Annotated in this window: 16 protein-coding genes; 8 read left to right on the top strand and 8 right to left on the bottom strand. The window is 73.7% G+C overall.

Annotation, left to right across the window (positions count from 1 at the left end; genetic code table 11):
- Nucleotides 1–13: 13 nt before the first annotated feature.
- The 3 genes from ACFWGN_RS15645 to ACFWGN_RS15635 are packed head-to-tail and all read left to right on the top strand — an operon-like array spanning nt 14 to nt 2,995.
- The gene (locus tag ACFWGN_RS15645; protein ID WP_377618034.1) at nt 14–1,453 is read left to right on the top strand and encodes an LLM class flavin-dependent oxidoreductase; all 1,440 of its coding nucleotides are present in this window, start codon (nt 14–16) and stop codon (nt 1,451–1,453) included.
- On the top strand, nt 1,450–2,727 hold the full coding sequence (locus ACFWGN_RS15640) for an MFS transporter (RefSeq protein ID WP_377618032.1): 1,278 nt from the start codon (nt 1,450–1,452) through the stop codon (nt 2,725–2,727). Before ACFWGN_RS15645 ends, ACFWGN_RS15640 begins: the two co-directional genes overlap by 4 nt.
- A 49-nt stretch (nt 2,728–2,776) precedes the next feature.
- Entirely contained in the window at nt 2,777–2,995 is a 219-nt protein-coding gene (locus ACFWGN_RS15635; protein WP_377618030.1) for a hypothetical protein, read from the top strand.
- 195 nt (nt 2,996–3,190) lie between these two features.
- Here ACFWGN_RS15635 and ACFWGN_RS15630 read toward each other — a convergent pair whose 3' ends face one another.
- The 5 genes from ACFWGN_RS15630 to purL form a co-directional block, all read right to left on the bottom strand.
- Complete coding sequence (locus tag ACFWGN_RS15630) at nt 3,191–4,189, bottom strand: hypothetical protein (RefSeq protein WP_377618028.1); 999 nt, start codon at nt 4,187–4,189, stop codon at nt 3,191–3,193.
- Between the two features lie 152 nt (nt 4,190–4,341).
- Entirely contained in the window at nt 4,342–4,701 is a 360-nt protein-coding gene (locus ACFWGN_RS15625) for a hypothetical protein (RefSeq protein ID WP_377618026.1), read from the bottom strand.
- Nucleotides 4,702–4,710: 9 nt separating this feature from the next.
- On the bottom strand, nt 4,711–5,715 hold the full coding sequence (locus ACFWGN_RS15620) for an endonuclease/exonuclease/phosphatase family protein (RefSeq protein ID WP_377618024.1): 1,005 nt from the start codon (nt 5,713–5,715) through the stop codon (nt 4,711–4,713).
- Nucleotides 5,712–6,776 (bottom strand): endonuclease/exonuclease/phosphatase family protein, encoded by a 1,065-nt coding sequence (locus tag ACFWGN_RS15615; RefSeq protein WP_377618022.1) that lies wholly within the window; start codon nt 6,774–6,776, stop codon nt 5,712–5,714. The genes ACFWGN_RS15620 and ACFWGN_RS15615 overlap by 4 nt, the downstream gene beginning before the upstream one ends.
- Nucleotides 6,777–7,062: 286 nt before the next feature.
- The gene (gene purL / locus ACFWGN_RS15610) at nt 7,063–9,447 is read right to left on the bottom strand and encodes a phosphoribosylformylglycinamidine synthase subunit PurL (RefSeq protein ID WP_377618020.1); all 2,385 of its coding nucleotides are present in this window, start codon (nt 9,445–9,447) and stop codon (nt 7,063–7,065) included.
- Between the two features lie 243 nt (nt 9,448–9,690).
- On the opposite strand from purL, the gene ACFWGN_RS15605 reads away from it, so the two are divergent.
- On the top strand, nt 9,691–10,797 hold the full coding sequence (locus ACFWGN_RS15605) for a DUF2599 domain-containing protein (protein ID WP_377618018.1): 1,107 nt from the start codon (nt 9,691–9,693) through the stop codon (nt 10,795–10,797).
- 112 nt (nt 10,798–10,909) lie between these two features.
- Nucleotides 10,910–11,776 carry a phosphotransferase family protein gene (locus ACFWGN_RS15600; protein WP_377618016.1) on the top strand — a complete coding sequence of 289 codons (867 nt, stop codon included), beginning with the start codon at nt 10,910–10,912 and terminating at the stop codon, nt 11,774–11,776.
- Between the two features lie 179 nt (nt 11,777–11,955).
- Here the strand turns inward: ACFWGN_RS15600 and ACFWGN_RS15595 are convergent, their stop codons facing one another.
- The 3 genes from ACFWGN_RS15595 to ACFWGN_RS15585 form a co-directional block, all read right to left on the bottom strand.
- Complete coding sequence (locus tag ACFWGN_RS15595; RefSeq protein ID WP_377618015.1) at nt 11,956–12,693, bottom strand: GNAT family N-acetyltransferase; 738 nt, start codon at nt 12,691–12,693, stop codon at nt 11,956–11,958.
- A gap of 358 nt (nt 12,694–13,051) precedes the next feature.
- A complete protein-coding gene (locus ACFWGN_RS15590) occupies nt 13,052–15,238 on the bottom strand; it encodes an acyl-CoA dehydrogenase (protein WP_377618013.1) in 2,187 nt (728 codons plus the stop codon).
- Nucleotides 15,239–15,275: 37 nt separating this feature from the next.
- Nucleotides 15,276–16,109, bottom strand: a complete 834-nt coding sequence (locus ACFWGN_RS15585) for a TetR/AcrR family transcriptional regulator (protein WP_377618011.1) — start codon at nt 16,107–16,109, stop codon at nt 15,276–15,278.
- 232 nt (nt 16,110–16,341) lie between these two features.
- Here ACFWGN_RS15585 and ACFWGN_RS15580 point away from each other — a divergent pair, with 232 nt between their 5' ends.
- The 3 genes from ACFWGN_RS15580 to ACFWGN_RS15570 are packed head-to-tail and all read left to right on the top strand — an operon-like array spanning nt 16,342 to nt 20,119.
- Complete coding sequence (locus ACFWGN_RS15580; RefSeq protein ID WP_377618009.1) at nt 16,342–17,793, top strand: acetyl-CoA C-acetyltransferase; 1,452 nt, start codon at nt 16,342–16,344, stop codon at nt 17,791–17,793.
- An 11-nt stretch (nt 17,794–17,804) separates the two neighbouring features.
- Nucleotides 17,805–19,157, top strand: a complete 1,353-nt coding sequence (locus ACFWGN_RS15575; protein ID WP_377618007.1) for a 3-oxoacyl-ACP reductase — start codon at nt 17,805–17,807, stop codon at nt 19,155–19,157.
- Nucleotides 19,154–20,119 carry a MaoC/PaaZ C-terminal domain-containing protein gene (locus ACFWGN_RS15570; RefSeq protein ID WP_377618005.1) on the top strand — a complete coding sequence of 322 codons (966 nt, stop codon included), beginning with the start codon at nt 19,154–19,156 and terminating at the stop codon, nt 20,117–20,119. The genes ACFWGN_RS15575 and ACFWGN_RS15570 overlap by 4 nt, the downstream gene beginning before the upstream one ends.
- Nucleotides 20,120–20,136 lie beyond the last annotated feature (17 nt).

Here is a 20,136-nt window from a genome sequence, read left to right as displayed (position 1 = left end):
CAGAGGACGCACCATGACCCAGCACCCCCGTCAGCTCAGCCTGAACCTCTTCATCCACCCGGCCGGGCACCACGAGGCCGCCTGGCGCCACCCGGACACCCAGCCCGAACGCATCTTCACGGCCGACTTCTACACCGAGCTCGCCCGCAAGGCCGAGGCCGCGACGTTCGACGCGGTCTTCTTCGCCGACGGGCCCGTCCTGCACGACGGCATCGAGTTCAACAGCGTCGGGCGGCTCGAGCCGCTCCTGACGCTCGCGTCGATCGCCGCCGCGACCGAGCGGATCGGGCTCATCGCGACGGCCTCGACCACGTTCTACGACCCGTACAACCTGGCGCGTCTCTTCTCGACGCTCGACCACCTGAGCAACGGGCGGGCGGGCTGGAACATCGTGACGACGGCCTCCGAGGACGCGGCCCGCAACTTCGGCCTCGACTCCCACCCGGACCACGTCGAGCGGTACGCCCGCGCGGCCGAGTTCGTCGAGGTCGTCACCCGCCTCTGGGACAGCTGGGAGGACGACGCGGTCCTGATCGACCGGGAATCGGGCCGATACGCCGACCCGGCGAAGATCCACGACGTGGCCTTCCGCGGCAAGCACCTGCGGGTCGAGGGCGCGTTCAACGCGGCACGCTCTCCCCAGGGGCACCCGGTCCTGGTCCAGGCGGGCGCGTCGAACGAGGGGCGCGCGTTCGCGAGCCGCTACGCCGAGGCGATCTTCACGGCCCACCAGCGCCTGGCCGACGCCCAGGCCTTCTACGCCGACATCAAGGCGGGGGCCGAGGCCCTGGGCCGCTCGCGCGACGCAGTCAAGATCCTCCCGGGCATCAGCCCGTTCATCGGCTCGACCGAGGACGAGGCGCGCGCGCTCGAGCGCGAGTTCAACGAGCTCACGGTCCCCGAGTACGGCCTGCGCCAGCTCGAGAAGCTCACCGGGGTCCGCCTCGATCACGCCCAGCTCGACGGCCCCGTCCCGGCCGAGCTCTTCGCGGGCGCGGGCGACGTGACCGACAACTCCCGCAGCCGCCTCCAGGTCGTGGCGGGCATCGTCGAGCGCGAGCAGCCCACGGTCCGCGGGCTGCTCCACCGCCTCGCCGGGGCGCGCGGCCACCGGGTCGTCGCGGGCACGCCCGAGCAAGTCGCCGACACGATCGAGGAGTGGTTCACGCAGGGCGCCGCCGACGGCTTCAACGTCATGCCGCCGTACCTGCCGGGCGGCCTGGACGACTTCGCCGACCACGTCGTGCCGATCCTTCGCGAGCGCCGCCTGTTCCGTACGGAGTACGAGGGCACGACGCTGCGTGACCACTTCGGGCTCGAGCGCCCCGCGAGCCGGTACGCGACACCCGCCGCAGAGCTTGCCGACGCCTCGCACGGCGCGAGGGGCGCGCACGAGGCGAGCGACGTCGTCGGGCAGGAGGAGGCCCGGACCGCGGAGCCGGTCCTGGCGTGAGCACGGGCACGGGCGCGCCGCCGGTCAGGTTGGCCTGGACCGTCCACGTCCCCGCCGGGGTCTGGGGCGTGGCCCAGGGCGCGGCGGCACCGGTCGTCGCGCTCGCGGCGCGCGAGCACGGCGCGTCGCTCGGCGTCGCAGGGCTCGTCGTGGCGCTCGCCGGGCTCGGCCAGCTGATCGGCGACCTGCCGGCGGGGCGCCTCGTGTCCCGGTTCGGGGAGCGGCGCTCGATCGTCGGGGCGGGCGTCCTGGCCGTGGGCGGCGTGGCGCTGTGCCTGGTGTCCTGGTCGGTGGTCTCGCTCGCGGTCGGCGTGTTCCTCGCGGGCCTGTCCCAGGCCGTGTGGGGCCTCGCGCGCCAGACGTACCTGGCCGAGGCCGTCCCGTTCGCGCGGCGGGCACGCGTCATGTCGACCGTGGCGGCCATGATGCGCGTCGGGTTCTTCGCGGGCCCGATCCTCGGGGCGGCGGCGATCCTCGCCGTCGGGACGAGGGGCGGCTTCGCGGTCCAGCTCGTGGCCGTGTGCGCGACGGCGGTCCTCATGGGTCGCGTGCCCGACGTCGGACGCTCCCCCCGGGCGCCCGGCTCGCCCGGCGACGCGGTCGCCCGGGAGGCGGGGCTGTGGCGCGTGGTCGTCGAGCACCGCCGGCTGCTGCGCACGCTGGGGCTCGGGGCCGCGCTCATGGGACTCTCGCGCACGGCCCGCACCGTGGTGCTGCCCCTGTGGGCCGACGTCCTGGGCGTCGACGCCGCCACCACGAGCCTCGTCTTCGGGGCCAGCGCGGCGCTCGACGTGATCGTCTCGATCCCCGCGGGGTACCTCATGGACCGGTTCGGGCGGCGTGCCCTCGCGGTCCCGTCGCTGCTGGTCCTCGCCACCGGGTACGTCGCGCTCCCCTGGGCGGGTGGCGTCGCGTCGCTGACCGTCGTGGCCCTGGTGCTGGGGCTCGGGAACGGGTTGAGCAACGGCGTCATCATGACGCTCGGAGCGGACGTCGCGCCGCCCGCGCAGCGCGCCGAGTTCTTCGGGGCGTGGCGACTCATGCACGACGCCGGGGCCTTCGCGGGTCCCCTGGTCGTCGCGGGCACGGCGCTCGTGGCCCCGCTCGGGGCGGCGGCGCTCGTCGTCGGAGCGGCGTCGGCCGCCGGAGGTGCGGTGCTCTGGCGGTACGTGCCCGTGTGGGCGCCATGGCCGCGGCCGGCCCTGCCGGCGGTCACTTCGTCGACGCTCCCGGAGGAGGCGGTCGAGGTGGCGGTCGAGACCGTCCCCCGGTGATCCTGGAGACCCGCCCCGCCCGCGGACGGGCCCAGAGAGGACCGAGCCCATGACCGAGGACCGTGCTGCCGTCCCGCCCAGCGACCTCACGCCACGCATCGGGAAGGTCGCCACGCGCGAGCTCGCCCACCACGGGTACACCCGCTACGACGACCTCACGCGGGCCACGGCCAAGGAGCTGCTCGCGATCCACGGGGTCGGGCCCAAGGCGATCCGGATCCTGGGCGAGGAGCTCGCCGAGCGGGGATCGAGGTTCCGGGAGGACTGAGCCGGTCGTCGGGGCGCTCGTTCCTGGGCGACGAACCCTCCGGGCTGGGCGGGGTGTCTGCCGAGCAGGTTCGGCTGGGCCGAACCTGCGTTCGCTGAGCAGGACCAGGTCCCGTCCAGCAGAACACCTCCGTGCGGCACTCCCGGCCGCCGCTCGCCGACCGTCGCACCGCCGACCGCGTCCGGCCCCTGGGCCTCAGCGCCCCAGGCCCTCCCGGGAACGCGCCAGCTCACCGAGCGTCGCAGCCTGGGCCCCGGTGAACGGCAGGTCGAACACCAGGAGCGCGTGCGCCGCACGGCCGACCAGCAACTCGACGCGCTCCTCCTGGTCCTCGATCGCGCACTCCTCGGCGGAGAACGCGATGTCGAGCTCGGTCGCCTGCCTGTCGATCCCGAGGTTCAGGACACCGTCGCGCACCTCGTCCCCGTCCTCGGCCTCACCGTCCCACTCCGCCTGCGACAGCACGACGACCGCGACGAGCCCCAGCACGTCAGGTCGTTCGACGACGCTCCCGAGGGCCGCGTAGAGCCGCTTGCTCGCCTCGATACCTGCTCCGGTCCACCCGTCGACGGCCTCGACCGGCGCTCCCTGCTCCGCGGCGATCGACGACGCGTCGACGTCGACCCACCCGTACTCGGGGTCGAGGTGGAACATCTGGGCGGCGGAGTCGTCCGCGACGCTCGGCCACGCCTTCTGGCGCCGCGTGCTCAGGCTCACGAGCACGTCCTTCCAGATCATGCGGTGGAGCGGGTCCTTCCACCTCTCGACGTCCCACCGGTCGCCCAGGTACCCCTCGGGGTCAGGGGTCTCGTAGGGCGCGACGGCAGGCGAGGAGTCGTACGAGCGCAGGTAGGACGGGTCGGCGACGACGCGCGCGACGGCCTCCGGCCCCGCGACGATCACGGCGTCAACGGTCCGCAGGAAACGACGGCGCGCGAACGGGCGGTCCGAACCCGTGAACGGGGCCTCACCCGCGAAGCGGGCCACGGCCTCGGTGTCGAGGAGGTCGTAGGCCCGCTCGAGCTGGCCCTTGGCCTTCGCGAGCATCTTGGGGTCCATGTTCGCCGCGGCCTGGAGCCAGGTCTGGGTGCTCGACGGCGTCACGCGCCCGCCGTACGGAGCCAGCACCGTCCACAGCTCGTCCCACGAGGACGGGTCGGACTTCTTGCGGAACAGTGAACCGAACAGCGCCATCTGGGGTCCTCACGTGAGCCGGGATCGGCGAGAAGCGTAGCCGGACCACGGCGGCAAGCGCCGCCGTCGGGCACGGTGCGGGCGACGCGCCAGGTGCGCGGCGCCGGCGCGGAACGACCCGACGCTGGGGCTCCGGTCGGAGCCGCTCGCGCTCAGGCGCTGACGACCTGGATGACCTCGGTGTCGTCGTGCATGCGCGCGAGCGCGGAGACCACGGGAGGCTTGGGCACCGGGGGCTGCGCCTTGACGCCCGTGCTCTTGCTGCGGCGCGGGCGCGTCGGCACTGCGACGCCGAGCGACTTGAAGACCTTGCGCAGCTCGGCCTCGGTCCAGCCCGCGGCGAGCGCCTCGGAGAACGTCGCAGCGTAGGCGCGCTCGGCCTCGTCCAGCTGGGTACGGGCGACTGCGACCTGCTCAGCCCGTTCGGCGAGGGCGCGACCTGCGGCCATGCGCTGCTCGAGGAGGTCGCGCAGCTGCGACTCGTACATGGTGGCGGTCTCGTCGGCGCTCATGACCCCAACCTACGGCCTGACCTGCACGGTCGCCAGGATTGCGAGGTGATCCGTGCCGGGGATCGCGATGGCTCCGACGTCGTCGACACGCATGCCCTGGTCGACGACCACGTGGTCCAGGTCGACGAGCGGCGGATACCTGCGGTCGGCGGGCCACGACAGGCTCACGCCCTGCCCCGCGAGGCGGGTCGCGTCGGCGAAGCGCCCGCCCAGGAGGTCGCGGAACGCCGAGTGGCCGAAGGTCGCGTTGAAGTCGCCGAGCAGGATCTGCGGCACGTGGTCGGCGTGCGCCGCGTCGCGCAGAAGCGCGAGGTCGCCCGTCCACAGGTCGACGTCCCCGGGTGTGGGCGGGTGCGGGTGGACGGCCGTGACGCGGACCGAGGTCCCGTCGACCTCGACGACGGCGCTCGGCTGATGGAAGCGGCTCGCCACGCCCTCGCGCTCGTCGGTCAGCGGGGTCGCACTCCACAGCCCGCTGCCCGCGGCACCCTCGGTCAGGTGGGTCGCGGTCCACGAGTACGGCAGCACGTCCTCGATCCCGGCTGCCACGAGCTCGGCCTCGAGCTCCTCGGTCAGCTCGACCACGCTCAACAGCTCGACCTCCTGCTCGCGCACGGCCTCGACCACCGCCCGGGCGTCGGCACGCCCGTAGAGGACGTTGGTCGCCATGACGCGCAGGGTCCCGTCGGCACCGGGAGCGATGCCCGGGCCCGGCACGAAGAACGGCACGAGCCACACCGCGTGCGCGACGACGAGCACCCCCGCGATCGCGCTGAGCACCCACCGCCGCCGGCTCAACGAGAGCAGCAGCACCACGAGCGCCGCGAGGGCCACCCATGGCGTGAAGGACACGAGCTGGGCGAGGGGCGTGACGTCGTCGAACCCCAGGGCGCGGGCGAGCGTGAGCGCACCCACCCCGACGAGGCACGACGACAGCAGGACCGTCCACACGACACCGCCCACGCGACGCGCCCGCGACGGCGTGCGCGCTGCGGCGCGTGCCGGGGCGCTCACGGGGCGACCTGCACCGTGACGGCGAGCGCGCGGTGGTCCGACCCCGGGACCACGAGCGACGCGAGGTCGCCTACCCGCATGCCCTCGTCGACCACCACGTGGTCGAGGTCGAGGAACGTCGGCACCCGTTCCCCCACGGGCCACGACAGGTTCAGGCCGCGCCCGGCCGTGCGCGTCGCGTCGTGGAACCGGTCGCCCAGGACGGCGCGGAACGACGCGTGGTCGTACGTCGAGTTGAAGTCGCCCAGGAGCACCTGCGGCAGGGACTCGTCGTGGGCACGGCGGACGAGGTCCGCCATCTCCTGGTGCCACACGCCCGTGATCTCGGGGAGCGGCGGGACGGGATGGACGGCGGTCACGCGAACGGGCGTGCCGTCCACGTCGACCGTGGCTGCGGGCATGGCGAACGTGCTCCACTCTGTCGTGTCGGGGTCGGTCAGCGCGGTCTTGCTCCACAGGCCGCTCCCGGGCGAGCCGGTGCCCACCTTGGCGTCGACGTGATGCGGCATGACCGCCTCGAGCCCTGCCGATTCGAGACGGTCGTGGAAGTCGGCCGTGAGCTCGACGACCGCGAGCACGTCGGCCTCCTGGTCGCGAACCATCTGCACCACGGCGGCGGCGTCCGCCTGCCCGAAGTACGCGTTGACCGTCAGGACCCGCAGCGTGCCCCGGGCGTCTGCCTCGATGCCCTGCCCGGGCACGAAGAAGGGCGCGACCCACGCGACCTGGGCCACGAGAGCGACCGCGCACAAGATCGCAAGGAAGCGGCGCCGCAGGACCAGGGCCGTCGCGGCCACCAGCAGCGCGAGCGGGACGACCCACGGCGTCACGCCGACGACCTGCGCGAGGGGCGTGACGCCGTCGTACGGCACGGCGCGCACGAGCGTCAAGGCCAGGACCAGGCCGCCCACGACCCACAGCACCAGCCCGACGGCGCGCCCACCGGGACGACGTCGGGCTGCGGGGGCGGGGGTGGGGCCGACGGGCGGTGTGGTCGGTGTGGACGGTGACTCGGCCGTCGAGGCGGCGATCTCCCCCGTGGTGCGGCTGTCCCCTGTCATGCAGCGACCCTATCGACCGGTTCGCACGGTTCTGGGCCGGTCGGCCCCCGCCGGTGCGGGAGCCCGGTGCAGCACACGGAGGGATCCTGTGAACGGCACTCTCGGCGAACGGGGCATCGTGAACGGCACCCGCGACGGGGGCGTCGCCGCGAGATGCGGCCAACGGGGGTCGGAACCCGTCCTGGACCCCCGTTGGCCGCAACTCGCGAAGGCCCGCCGTGGTGGAGACGCACGAAGGGCGAGTGCGCGGCCGGAAGACCGCGCACTCGCCCCTCGGGTCGGACGACTAGCCGAAGATCCCCGGCAGCGTCGCGCGGAAGACCTGGTCGGCCTCGCTCAGCGGGATCGTGAAGATGCCCTCGATCTCGAGCGACTCACCGGTCTCGGCGACCTCGGCCGGCTCGGTGCCGGTCTCGCCGATCTTGAGGACGGGCACGCCGCGGGCGACGCACGCGTCGACGAGCTTGGTCTCCTCGCTGCGCGGCACGGCGACGAGCGCGCGGGCCGTGGACTCGGAGAACAGGGCCTCGAACGGGGTCACACCGTCGCGCGTCGCGAGGGCGTCGATCGACACCTTGGCGCCGGTCCCGAACCGCAGCGACGCCTCGAGCAGGCCCTGGACCAGGCCACCCTCGGAGAGGTCGTGCGCGGCGGAGACCAGGTGGTCGCGGCTCGCGTTGACGAGGACCTCGGCCAGGGCACGCTCGGCCGCGAGGTCGAGCTGCGGGGGAACGCCGCCGAGGTGCTGGTGGACGACGTCGGCCCATGCGGAACCGTCGAGCTCTGCACTGGTCGTGCCGAGGAGGTAGATGGCCTCCCCCGCCTCGCGCCAGCCGGACCCGGTGGCGTGCGCGACGTCGTCGAGCACACCGAGGACGCCGACGACGGGCGTCGGGTGGATCGACGAGTCGATCTGCCCGGGCTCTCCCGTGCCGTTGTAGAGCGAGACGTTGCCGCCCGTGACGGGGACGCCGAGGGTCTGGCACGCGTCGGCCAGGCCTTCGATGGCCTCGACGAGCTGCCACATGGAGTCGGGGTCCTCGGGCGAGCCGAAGTTCAGGCAGTCGGTGATCGCGAGCGGGCGCGCGCCGGTCGTGGCGACGTTGCGGTACGCCTCGGCGAGCGCGAGCTGGGCGCCCGTGCGCGGGTCGAGCTTGGCGTAGCGGCCGTTGGCGTCGGTCGCGAGCGCGACCCCGAGGCCCGTGGTCTCGTCGACGCGGATCACGCCGCCGTCGTCGGGCTGGGCGAGGGCCGTGTTGCCCTGGACGAAGCGGTCGTACTGGTTGGTGACCCACTCCTTGGACGCGAGGTTGGGCGAGCCGAGCAGGCGCAGCGCGGTCGCGCGGAGCTCGTCGGCCGTCTCGGGACGAGCGAATCGCGCGGCGCCCTCACCCGTCGAGATGCTGTCCGCGTTGAGGCCGTCCATCCACGTGGGGCGCGCGTAGGGGCGGTGGTAGGTGGGGCCCTCGTGCGCCACGGACTTGGGGTCCACGTCCACGATGCGCTCGCCCTGGTGGTCGATCGTGAGGCGACCGGTACCGGTGACCTCGCCGATGACCGAGGTCTCGACGTCCCACTTGCCCGTGATCGCGAGAAACTCGTCGAGCTTGTCGGGAGCGACGACGGCCATCATGCGCTCCTGCGACTCCGACATGAGGATCTCGCCCGCGTTGAGCGACGGGTCGCGCAGCAGGACCGAGTCGAGCTCGACGTGCATGCCGCCGTCACCGTTGGAGGCGAGCTCCGACGTGGCGCACGAGATCCCGGCCGCGCCGAGGTCCTGGATGCCCTCGACGACGCGTGCCGCGTAGAGCTCGAGGCAGCACTCGATGAGGACCTTCTCCATGAAGGGGTCGCCGACCTGGACCGAGGGGCGCTTGGCGGGCACGCCGTCCTCGAAGGTCTCGGACGCGAGGATCGAGGCGCCACCGATGCCGTCGCCACCGGTGCGGGCACCGAACAGGACGACCTTGTTGCCCACGCCCGAGGCGTTGGCGAGGTGGATGTCCTCGTGGCGCAGCACGCCGATGCACAGCGCGTTGACGAGGGGGTTGCCCTGGTACGAGGAGTCGAAGACGAGCTCGCCACCGATGTTCGGCAGGCCGAGGGAGTTGCCGTAGCCGCCGACGCCCGACACGACGCCGTGCACGACGCGCGCCGTGTCCGGGTGGTCGACCGCACCGAAGCGGAGCTGGTCCATGACGGCCACGGGACGCGCGCCCATCGAGATGATGTCGCGGACGATCCCGCCGACGCCCGTCGCGGCACCCTGGTAGGGCTCGACGAAGCTCGGGTGGTTGTGGGACTCGACCTTGAACGTCACGGCCCAGCCGTCACCGATGTCGACGACGCCCGCGTTCTCGCCGATGCCGACGAGGAGGTGCTTCTTCATCTCGTCGGTCGTCTTCTTGCCGAACGTGCTCAGGTGCACCTTGGACGACTTGTAGGAGCAGTGCTCCGACCACATGACGGAGTACATCGCGAGCTCGGCAGCCGTGGGGCGTCGCCCGAGGATGTCGCGGATGCGCTGGTACTCGTCCGGCTTGAGGCCGAGCTCCGCGAAGGGCTGCGCCTCGTCGGGGGTGGCGGCTGCGCGCTCGACCGTGTCGAGGTGCGGCCGGTGCTCGGAGGTCGCTGCGGCGGGCGTCGGGGCGTTGCTGGGGGCGGTCATCGAATCCCTCGGGGTGGCGTGCCAGCCGGCGCGTTTCGACGAGCGAGTCATCGGGGAGGCGACCGGCACGGGGCTGCACAGGTGCGGCCAGTTTACCGGGGGTTGGGGGCGGCGCGGTCGGGCGTCCATGAACGCGTTCCTGGAGGTGCAGGCGGGCCCGTGGGCTGCGCGGATGCGCTCGCCTCGGGCGGCGGGGACCGGGTGCGCGGGGGGCCGGGGCTGCGGCGGGGTTAGCCTCGCACGGTGACCTCGACCGTTCGCCGCCCTCGTTCGCGCCCCGCCCTCGTCGGGGCGGCGCTGGCGGCCTGCCTGCTGGTGGGCTGCACCGGGCCCGACGGCGCCGCTTCCGTCCCCGGGTCGTCCTCGCCTGCCGAGGGGGGCACGTCGGGCGACGCCGCGGAGGCCGAGACGGCCGAGCCCCCTGAGTCGGCCATGACGACGCACGCGCTCACGGCCGACGGGATCGAGCTGCTGCTGTCGGTGCCGGTCGCATCGGCCGACGGAGCCGGCGAGGTGAGCGGTGACGGCGCCGAGGCCGGTGAGGGCGGTGACGGTGAGGGCGGTGACGGTGAGGGCGGTGACGGTGAGGCGGCGGCCGGTCCGGCAGGGACCGGTCCGGTGGCCCCCGGGCAGGCAGCGCCGGTGACCGTGATCCCCGACGAGGACGGGTCGAGCCGGGTCTCGTTCGGGCTCGCTGTCCCGACGGCCGGGACGGGGTCCGGCTCCGACAGCGGTGGCGAAGGTGGCGGCGACAACGGCACGGGGACCGGCACGGCTGACGACTCCGCCACTGCGACGCTCGACCTCGTCTCCCCCGCCGACGGTTCGCTGCTCCGCAACGGCGACGGCAGCATCAGCGTGCTCGACGCGGCGGGCACGCCGCTCGGTGGCCTGTCGGCGCCGGAGGCGACGGAACCGTCCGGATCCACGCTCCGCGCAGGAGTCGTGGTCGTGGCGCCGACCCGCGCGGAGGTGCGGGTCAAGGCTGCGGGCGTGACGCCGTCGGGCACGGCGGGGACCACCGCGAGCACCCCGCCCGACGACGTGACCGTGACGACCTGGCTCGGCGCGCAGGGCGTGCGCAGCGCGACCTGGGGGAACCGCGAGGGCGGGCGCTCGCTCGCGGTGGACCCGACGCCGTGGGCGCGGCAGTCGGGCCTGGTGGGCGAGGAGACCGCGTGGGCGCAGCTCGTCGCGGGCGAGCCCGAGGCGGACTCGTCGACCATGCGCGACCAGTTCGACTGCCACGCGCTGGGCGCGACCGACAAGAAGACGTGGAACCTCGAGCCGTGGCGGCCCGACGTCGGGTTCCTCGCGACGGTCGCGGCGCGCTGCAACCCGACGTCGTAGTCCTGGGTGCCGAGCACGAGGTTGCGGACGATATCCAGCGGATTTCGACCACAACCTCGTGCTCGACCGGTCGCAACCTCGTGTTCGGCGCCGAGGGCCCTAGCATCGGCGGATGCTCTCCGACCTGCCTCCCCTCTCGCTCCTGCTCGGCGCGGCCGCGGCCTGGTCCGCCTCGACCGGGCACGGCGGGGCCGTCGAGCTCGTCGAGGAATGGGCCTGGCCCCACGGCCAGTCCCGCGTGGCGCGCGTGCGGACGGGAGCGGGTGACGTCGTCGTGAAGTGGGAGCGCTCGGCGCGCAACGTGGAGCGCGAGGTCGAGGCCCTGCGGCGGTACGTCCCCGTGCTGGAGGACGACGCCGGACAGCTGCTCGCGGCCGACGTCGACGCCCATGTGCTGGTGCTGACGCACGTGCCCGGGACGCTCGCCGCCGGTGCGGCGGCCCTCGACCCGGACGTCCACCGGCAGGCCGGCGCCCTGCTCGCGCGGCTGCACGCGAGCGCCCCGGCCGTGCCCGACGAGTGGTACGGCGAACGCCTCCTCACCGAGCTCGACGAGAAGATCGCTGCGCACGCCGACCTCGTCGACGCGGCGAACCTCGTGCGGCTGCGCGAGGTCGCGGCACCCGTAGCCGACGTACGGTCCGTGCGGCTCGTGCCCGCGCACCGCGACTACGGTCCGCGCAACTGGCTGGTCGACGCGGCGGGGCACGTGCGCGTGATCGACTTCGCGCACTCCGAGCCCTCGCCGTGGGCCGTGGACCTGCAGAAGCTCACGATGCGCGAGTGGCGAGGCCGCCCCGAGCTGGAGGCGGCGTTCCTCGAGGGCTACGGGCGCGTGCCCGACGACGAGGATCGCCTCGTGCTGCGCGCGTACGTCGCGCTCTCGGCGCTCGCGACCATCGCGTGGTCGGTCGCGCACGACGACCCGGGGTTCGAGGCCGAGGCCAGGTCGGTGCTCGCGGAGCTCGTGGCGGGCTGACCGGTCGGCCGTCTGTGCCGGCCTTCGGCGCCGTCGCTGGGGGCCGAGCACGAGGTTGCGGTCGCTGTCCGGCGGATTCCGACCGCAACCTCGTGCTCGACCGACCGGAACCTCGTGCTCGCGCCGACAGCCCCGTGCTGCGCGCCAGCCGCCAGCCGCCAGCCGCCAGCCGTCAGCCGTCAGCCGAGCCCGAGCATCTCCCGGACGGGCCCCACGCCGTGCAGCGTCACCTCGGGTCGCAGCGCCTCGGCGCGGGACTCCCAGTCCTCCCGGTCGAGGCGGTACCGGACGTCGCCGGCGGGCTTGCCCTCGCGGGCGAGCGTCGCCGTGCCGTTGGGCCGGTAGCCGATCTTGCGCGTGACGCCGTTCGACGGACCGTTGTCCTCCCAGGCCGACGTCGTGGCCGTCTGCGCGCCGAACCCCGTGAAGAGGAGCTCGAGGATCATGAGCCGCGCGAGCGTACCGACCCCGGCCCCCTGGTGCCGTCGCCCCAGCCACGAGCCCGACTCTGCAGTGCGCGTCACCACGAAGTCCGAGGCCGTGAGAGCCTGCACGCCCAGCACCTCGCCTCCGCGGACCACGGCGAGCTCGATCGCCCACGACGCGGGCGAGATCCGGGACGCGGCACCCCACTGGTAGGCCAGGATGCTGCGGCCGACCTCGACCGCCGACCCGCGCGACCACGGGAACACGAAGGGCATGAAGCCCTCGTCGTGGATGCCCTCGCCACCGACCGCCGCGAGCTGGAAGAGCAGGTCCTCGTCGAGATGACGCAGCTCCAGGTCCCCTGAGACGACGCGCAGCCCGGACGGGGGCCAGAGCTCGGTGCGCGACGGTCGCCCGGTGCCACGCGCCGCCTGGTCGTGTGCACGGGGCGCGGGATCGCGCGTGGGGTCAGGTGCGGAATCGGGTGCCATCGGTGCAGCCTGGCCGAGTGCACCAGGCACGTCAACAGGATTCCCGTGCCGAAGCCGACCCGGACGCACGAAGGGACCCGCGGGCCCGACGCGACGGCTGGTGGTCGTCACGCCGGAACCGCGGGTCCCTGGCTCCCTCGGCGGCGGTACCGCTCCGCCGGGCCCCGAGGTCGTTCCTGCGGCGCGGCTGTGGCCGCACCAGCCGCTGCCGTTGCCGAACAGACGGTTGTCGTCCGTCGACCATGCGGTTGCCGTCAGAATTCAGCAGGATTCGAACGCCCACCGCATGCTCGGCACCGAGGCCGGACCAGCACGGAACCCAGACCCTGACGGCGCCGGGAACCAGCCCCGTGAGCCCTCAGCGCCTCGCGGCCTTCGACCCGCCTCGTGCCGCCGCCTTGGCTGCGGCCTTCTCGCGGGCCTTGATCGACTTCTCGCTCACGGGCTCGTCGCCGCTGGCCCGCAGCTGCCGGTAGTACTCCCGCGCCTCGTCCTGACGTACCTGCTCGGCCCCCGACGCAATCTTCGCGCGCAGGTGCTCGGGGCCGTAGCCCCAGGCGTCGACCAGGTCCTGGGCGTGGGGGCGCAGGCGCGCGACGAGGCGGTCGATGTAGCCGGTCACGATGCGCGCACGCTGCGCGGACAGGCGCCCGTTGATCAGGTACCAGGCGAGGTTGCGCTCGATGACCGTGAGCCCGAACAGGTCACGGACCCACGTGAGGATCTGACGCGTGCCCGCGTCCTCGATGGTCTCGAGGGCCTGCGTGAACGCCTCCCAGTGCAGCAGGTCGGCGTGCGCCTTCGCCATCTCGATGAGCTCGTGCTGGTGCTCGTTGAAGAGCTCGGCGGCCCTCTCCGGCGTGGCCTTCTGCGCGGGGCGCAGGGCCGCCGCGACGTCGGCGACCATGGTCTCGACGCGGTCGGTCAGCAGCTCGCGCTGGTTGCCGACGTCCTTGAGGTGCCCGGCCGCACGGCGCGGGTCGCCCACGTCCGCGATGGTCTGGGCGGCCCGCTTGAGCGGCGTGCGGTGCAGTGCGGCATCGGCGGCCTGCTCGACCACGAACCGGGCCATCTGCCCGGGCGAGATGTCCTTGAACTCCTTGCCGTAGTCGGCCAGGAGGCGCTTGGCGACGAGCTGGAGCAGCACGGTGTTGTCGCCCTCGAACGTCACGTACACGTCCATGTCGGCGCGCAGGCTCGTGATCCGGTTCTCCGTGAGGAACCCCGCGCCGCCGCAGGCCTCACGGGCCTCCTGGAGCGTGTCGAGCGCGAACCACGTGCTCATCGGCTTGAGCGAGGCCGCCATGGTCTCGAGGTCCTCGCGCGACTCGGGGGTGTCGCTCTCGCCCGAGAACACCAGGTCGAACAGGTCGAGCAGGCGGTCGTGCGCGAAGTGCATCGCGTAGGTCTGCGCGATGCGCGGGATCAGGCGGCGCTGGTGCGTGCCGTAGTCGAGGATCACGACCTCGTCGACGGGCGAGGCCGCGTTGAACTGGCGACGCTGGTTGCCGTAGGTCACCGCGGTCGTGAGGCCCAGCTTCGACGCCGTGATGGCGGCACCGTCGAGCGATACGCGGCCCTGGACGAGCGAGCCGAGCATCGTGAAGAAGCGACGCCCGGGGCTGTCGATCGGCGAGGTGTACGTGCCGTCCTCGGCGACCTGGCCGTAACGGGCGAGGAGGTTCTCGCGCGGGACGCGGACGTGCGTGAAGTGCAGGCGACCGTTGTCGATCCCGTTGAGCCCGCCCTTGAGCCCGTCGTCCTCCCCGCCGACGCCGGGAAGAAAGGCCCCCGCGGCGCCGTCGGGCGTGGTCTCGCGGATGGGCGCGTAGAACGCGTGGACGCCGTGGTTGACGCCGTTCGTCACGAGCTGCGCGAAGATCACCGCCGCCGTGCCGTTGACCGCCGCGTTGCCGAGGTAGTCCTTCCAGGCACCGCGGAACGGGGTGTGGACGACGAACTCCTGCGTGGCCGGGTCGAACGTCGCGGTCGTCGCGATCGAGGCGACGTCCGAGCCGTGCCCCGTCTCGGTCATGGCGAACGCACCGGGCACCGAGGCGTCCATCGCGGCCGGGAGCAGGCGGTCCTGCTGCTCGGGCGTGCCGAGGTGCAGGATCGCCGCGGCGAACAGGCCCCACTGGACGCCCGCCTTGATCTGGAGCGAGGGGTCCGCGGCGACGAGCTCCTCGAACCCGGCGAGGTTGCCGCCCGCGTCGTCCTGCCCGCCGAGGCGCGTCGGGAACCCGCGGTGCACCTGCCCGATCTCGACGAGCTGCTTGACCTGGTCCATGACACGCTCGCGGTGCTCGGTCAGCGAGAGCCCCTCGATGCGCTGGAACCGCTCCTCGCCCGCGGTCGCGCGCGCCTTGGCACGCAGGTCGGCCCACCGGCCCAGGAGCTGGTGCGAGAGGTCGGCCACGTCGACGCGGACCTCGCCCTCGGGCATCGGGGGTGTGACGCCTGCGGCGGGGATGGACGTGGAGGTCGCTGCGCCGTCGCCCCGCTGGGTGTCGCGGGCTGCGGTGCGGTCAGAGGTGGTGGTCATCGGGACTCCTGTGTGCCGGTGGTAGCCATGAGAAGGATCAGAGGTCGTCGGTGGAGGGGGCGGCGGTGCCGTCCGAGGCGGCGGTGCCGTCCGAGGCGGCGGTGCCGCCGGTCGCGGTCGCGGCGCCGTCGGTCGTGGCGCCCCGGCCACGGGCCATGACGCCCACGGGGCCGCCCCACAGCCAGGCCGCGACCCGCTCGGTGAGCTCGTCGCGGTCCGGGGTGTCGGGGTCGTCGTGGTGGCCGAGCCACCACTCGCCCGCGCCGCGCACGAACCCGACCGCGCCCGCGGCCCAGGCCGCGGCGTCGGCGGGCGTGACGTCGGCCGCGCGCGTGAAGGGCTGGGCGACGAGCTCGGTCACCGAGTCGAGGAACGCCGCGAGGGGCGCCGAGGCCGTGCGGGCCGTGCCGTCGGTGCCGGCGATGGCGCCCGTGCGTGTCACGAAGTAGTAGACGTTGGGCGAGCTCGCGATCATCTCGAGGTACACGCCGACCATGGCGCGCAGCGCCCGGCGCGGTGTCTCGGCGGACTCGGCGGCCTGGGTCAGGGCGTCGTGCATCTGCCCGACGACCGACGCCCCGATCGCGATCTGCAGGCCGGTCTTGTCCTCGAAGTAGCGGTAGATGATCGACTTGGACGTGCCCGAGGCCGCCGCGATCTCGTCCATGGAGACGCCCGGTCCGCCCTTGTGGACGGCCTTGCGGGCCGCGTGCACGAGCTCGGCGCGACGGATCGCGCGGTGGTCGTCCCAGCGGGTCGAGCGTCCGTCCACGACGGGAGCAGGAGCGGGTGCGGGGGCGCGGCCGGGGGCACGGTGGAGCACGGCGGAGCGAGGCCGTCCGGTCCTGCCGTTCGTGTCGCCGTTGATCACACAGTCCTCCAGAGGTGCCCGACGTCGGTGTCGTCCCTGGTCGTCCGTCCGTCGGTCCGCGAGTGGTCCTCACGACGGCGTCCTGCCCTGGCGGGAACGCCGGGCACAGGGAGTGAAGGGTGTGACCCGCCTCACGATACCGAGAGTATCAGGTACTGTGGGTCTTGGACACCGCGTGGATCGCGCCCGCGGTCCGAGATCCTCAGCAACGAAGCGAGAGAGAGCAGCCGAAGTGGCCATCCGGAAGACGCAGCAGCCCACCCCCACGCCCAGTTCCCCCCAGCAGCCCCCGGCCCTCCGCGACGCCTACGTCCTGGGCGGCAACCGCATCCCGTTCGCACGCGCCGGCGGGAAGTACACAGGGGCCAGCAACCAGGACATGTTCACGGCCGCCCTCGAGGGGCTCGTGGCCCGCTACGGCCTCCAGGGCGAGCGCCTGGGCGAGGTCGTCGGCGGCGCGGTGCTCAAGCACTCGCGCGACTTCAACCTGGTTCGCGAGTCGGTCCTGGGCTCGTCGCTCTCGCCCCAGACCCCGGCGTTCGACCTCCAGCAGGCGTGCGCCACGGGCCTCGAGGCCGTCGTCACCGTGTCCAACAAGATCCGCCTCGGGCAGATCGAGTCGGGCGTCGCGGGCGGCTCCGACACCGTGTCCGACGCCCCCATCGCGGTGAGCGAGGGGCTGCGCAAGGCGCTGCTCAAGGCCAGCCACGCCAAGACCCTGGGCGCGCGCCTCAAGGCGTTCGCCTCGGTGCGCCCCGGCGACCTGGCGCCGTCGACGCCCAGCACGGGCGAGCCCCGCACGGGCCTGTCGATGGGCGAGCACCAGGCGATCACGACCGCCGCGTGGGGCATCACGCGCGAGGCGCAGGACGAGGTCGCGCTGAACAGCCACCTGAACCTCGCCGCCGCGTGGCAGGCCGGGTTCTTCGACGACCTCGTCACCCCGTTCCGCGGCCTCGCGCAGGACCAGAACATGCGCGCCGACTCGTCGGCCGAGAAGCTCGCGTCCCTCAAGCCCGTGTTCGGCAAGCACCTCACGCCGAGCGCGCCCACGCACGGGGCCGCGGCGGGCGGAGACGCCGGACCCGCTCAGCCGGTGGGCCCCACCATGACGGCCGGCAACTCGACCCCCCTGACCGACGGCGCCTCGGTCGTCCTGCTCGGTTCGCGCGAGTGGGCCGCCGAGCACGACCTGCCGGTCCTGGCCCGCGTGGTCGACGCCGAGTCCGCCGCCGTCGACTACGTGCACGGCCACGAGGGCCTGCTCATGGCCCCGGCGCACGCGGTCCCCCGGCTGCTCGCCCGCAACGGCCTCGCGCTCGAGGACTTCGACGTCTACGAGATCCACGAGGCCTTCGCCTCGACGGTCCTGACCACGCTCGCCGCGTGGGAGGACGACGACTACTGCCGCACCGAGCTCGGCCTCGACGGCGCCCTGGGGTCGATCGACCGCTCGCGTCTCAACGTCAACGGTTCGTCGCTCGCCGCAGGGCACCCGTTCGCCGCGACGGGCGGGCGCATCGTCGCCACGGCGGCGAAGCTCGTCGCGCAGAAGGCCTCCGAGACCGGTCGCCCCGCCCGCGCGCTCATCTCGATCTGCGCGGCCGGCGGCCTGGGCCTCGCCGCGATCATCGAGAGCGCCGACGACCTGTCCACCACGCCTGCGCAGAGCACCGAGAGCTGAGGGAACCCGCCATGACCGACAAGTACCTGTCCGCCGTGAACTCGGGCTTCACCAAGACGCTCGCCAAGAAGCTCGGCCTCCCCCGGCCCGCCGTCCTGCGCCGCTACCGCGCGGGCGACCCGCTCGTGCCCGGCCCCGTGCTGGTGATCGGCGAGCCCGGCTCGGCCGCCGACACCACCGCGGTCGCCCAGGCCCTGCTCGGCTGGGACCTCGACGTGCGGCAGAACGCGAACGGCGCCGAGACCCGCTGGGGTGCGATCGTCGTCGTCCTGACGGGCGCGACGAGCCCCGCCGACTTCTCGGCCCCCGTCCTCGAGCTGGGCGCGAACCTGCGCCAGCTCGCGCCCGGCGGCCGCGTCGTGACCGTCTCGCGCGCACCGTCCGACGACGACACGCCCCTGCTCGCGGCGACCCGCCAGGGCGTCGACGGGTTCCTGCGCTCGCTCGCCAAGGAGCTGCGCGCGGGGGCCACGGCCAACGGCATCCAGCTCACCGACGGCACAGCCCCCGACAGCACCTCCGCCCTGGCCACGCTGCGCTTCTTCCTCTCGGCGAGGTCGGCGTTCGTCGACGGCCAGCTGCTGCACGTGGGCCCGGCCGCGAGCGCCGAGGCCCCCGACTGGGACCGCCCCCTCGCGGGGCGCGTCGCGGTCGTGACGGGCGCAGCCCGCGGGATCGGGGCGGCCATCGCCCGGACGCTGGCCCGCGACGGCGCGACGGTCGTCGTGGTCGACGTCCCCGCGGCGGGCGAGTCCCTCGCGAAGGTCGCGAACGAGATCAAGGGCACGGCTCTGCAGCTCGACGTCACGGCCGACGACGCGGGCGCACGGATCCTCGAGCACGCGCGGACCCGCCACGGCGGTCTGCACATCCTGGTCCACAACGCCGGGATCCTGCGCGACAAGCTCCTCGCCAACATGTCCCCCGACAAGTGGGACGCCGTGATCGCGGTCAACCTGCTCTCGCAGCTCCGCATCAACGACTACCTGCTGGGCGCGAGCGGCTTCTCCGAGGCCCCGCACATCGTCTCGCTGGCCTCGACGAGCGGCATCGCGGGCAACCGTGGCCAGACGAACTACGGCGCCTCCAAGGCCGGGGTCATCGGCCACACGCGCGCGACGGCACGCCTCCTGGCCCCGCTCGGCGGCTCGGCCAACGCGGTCGCGCCCGGGTTCATCGAGACCGACATGACGGCGTCGATCCCGCTCGTCCAGCGCGAGATGGCGCGCCGCGTGTCCTCGCTCCAGCAGGGCGGCCTGCCGATCGACGTCGCGGAGGCCATCGCCTTCCTCGCGTCGCCCGCGGCGGTCGGCGTCAACGGCCAGGTGCTGCGCGTGTGCGGCCAGAGCCTGGTGGGCGCGTGACGGCCGCCACGCACGAGACCCGCAACCCGCGCCTCGTCACGCTGCCCTCGCTGCCGGGGCTCGGCGGCCTGTACGCGAAGGGCGTGGCGTCGTCGGGCCGGATCGCCGTGACGCGCTCCCCCGTGGGGCGCGCCCTGCCCGGGCCGCGCGACGTCGTCCTGCCCGACGTCGTCTACCGCGTCGCCGACGTCCCGACGTCGGGCGTGACCGAGCACCTGACCGACTACCAGCGCCTCGTCGGCGAGCGCGTGTGCGACACCCTGCCCGCGGGGTACCTGCACGTGCTCGCGTTCCCGCTCGCGACCGCGCTCATGGTGCGCGGCGACTTCCCGCTGCCGCTGCTGGGGCTCGTGCACGTGTCCAACGCGGTCTCGGTGCACCGGCCCGTGCAGGTCGGGGACGTGCTCGAGGTTCGTGCGTCCGCCGAGAACCTGCGCGCGCACCGGCGCGGGGTCCAGGTGGACCTCGTGACCGAGGTCAGCACGGGGGGCGAGCTCGCCTACCGTGGCGTCTCGACGTACCTGGCCAAGGGGTTCGGGCTGCTGTCGGGCGAACGGGCGGCCGAGGAGGTGCCGCGCGAGGAGTTCGTGCCACCGCTCCCGACGGCGCGCTGGGAGCTCGGCAGCGGGGTCGGGCGCGCGTACGGCGCGATCTCGGGCGACCGCAACCCCATCCACACCTCGGTCCTGGGCGCCAAGGCGTTCGGCTTCCCGCGGACCATCGCGCACGGCATGTACACGGCTGCGCGCGCGCTGGCCGAGGTCGGCGCGGCACGCGGCGACGCGTACGACTGGACGGTCGAGTTCGAGAAGCCGGTCCTGCTGCCGGGCACGGTCCAGGTCGCGATCCACCGCGTGCCCGACGACGGCGCTCACCCGGGTGCGGACGCCGGCTTCGCGTACACGGGCTGGAACGGCAAGAGCGGCAAGCGGCACTTCAGCGGGACGGTCACGCCGCGCTGAGCGCTCGTGCCGCCGCC

Origin of the sequence: Oerskovia sp. NPDC060338 (assembly GCF_042726295.1) — a bacterium.
GTDB classification, from domain to species: Bacteria; Actinomycetota; Actinomycetes; order Actinomycetales; family Cellulomonadaceae; genus Oerskovia; species Oerskovia merdavium.
Note: the sequence above shows the minus strand (reverse complement) of the source record. Positions and strands in the feature narration are given on the sequence as shown.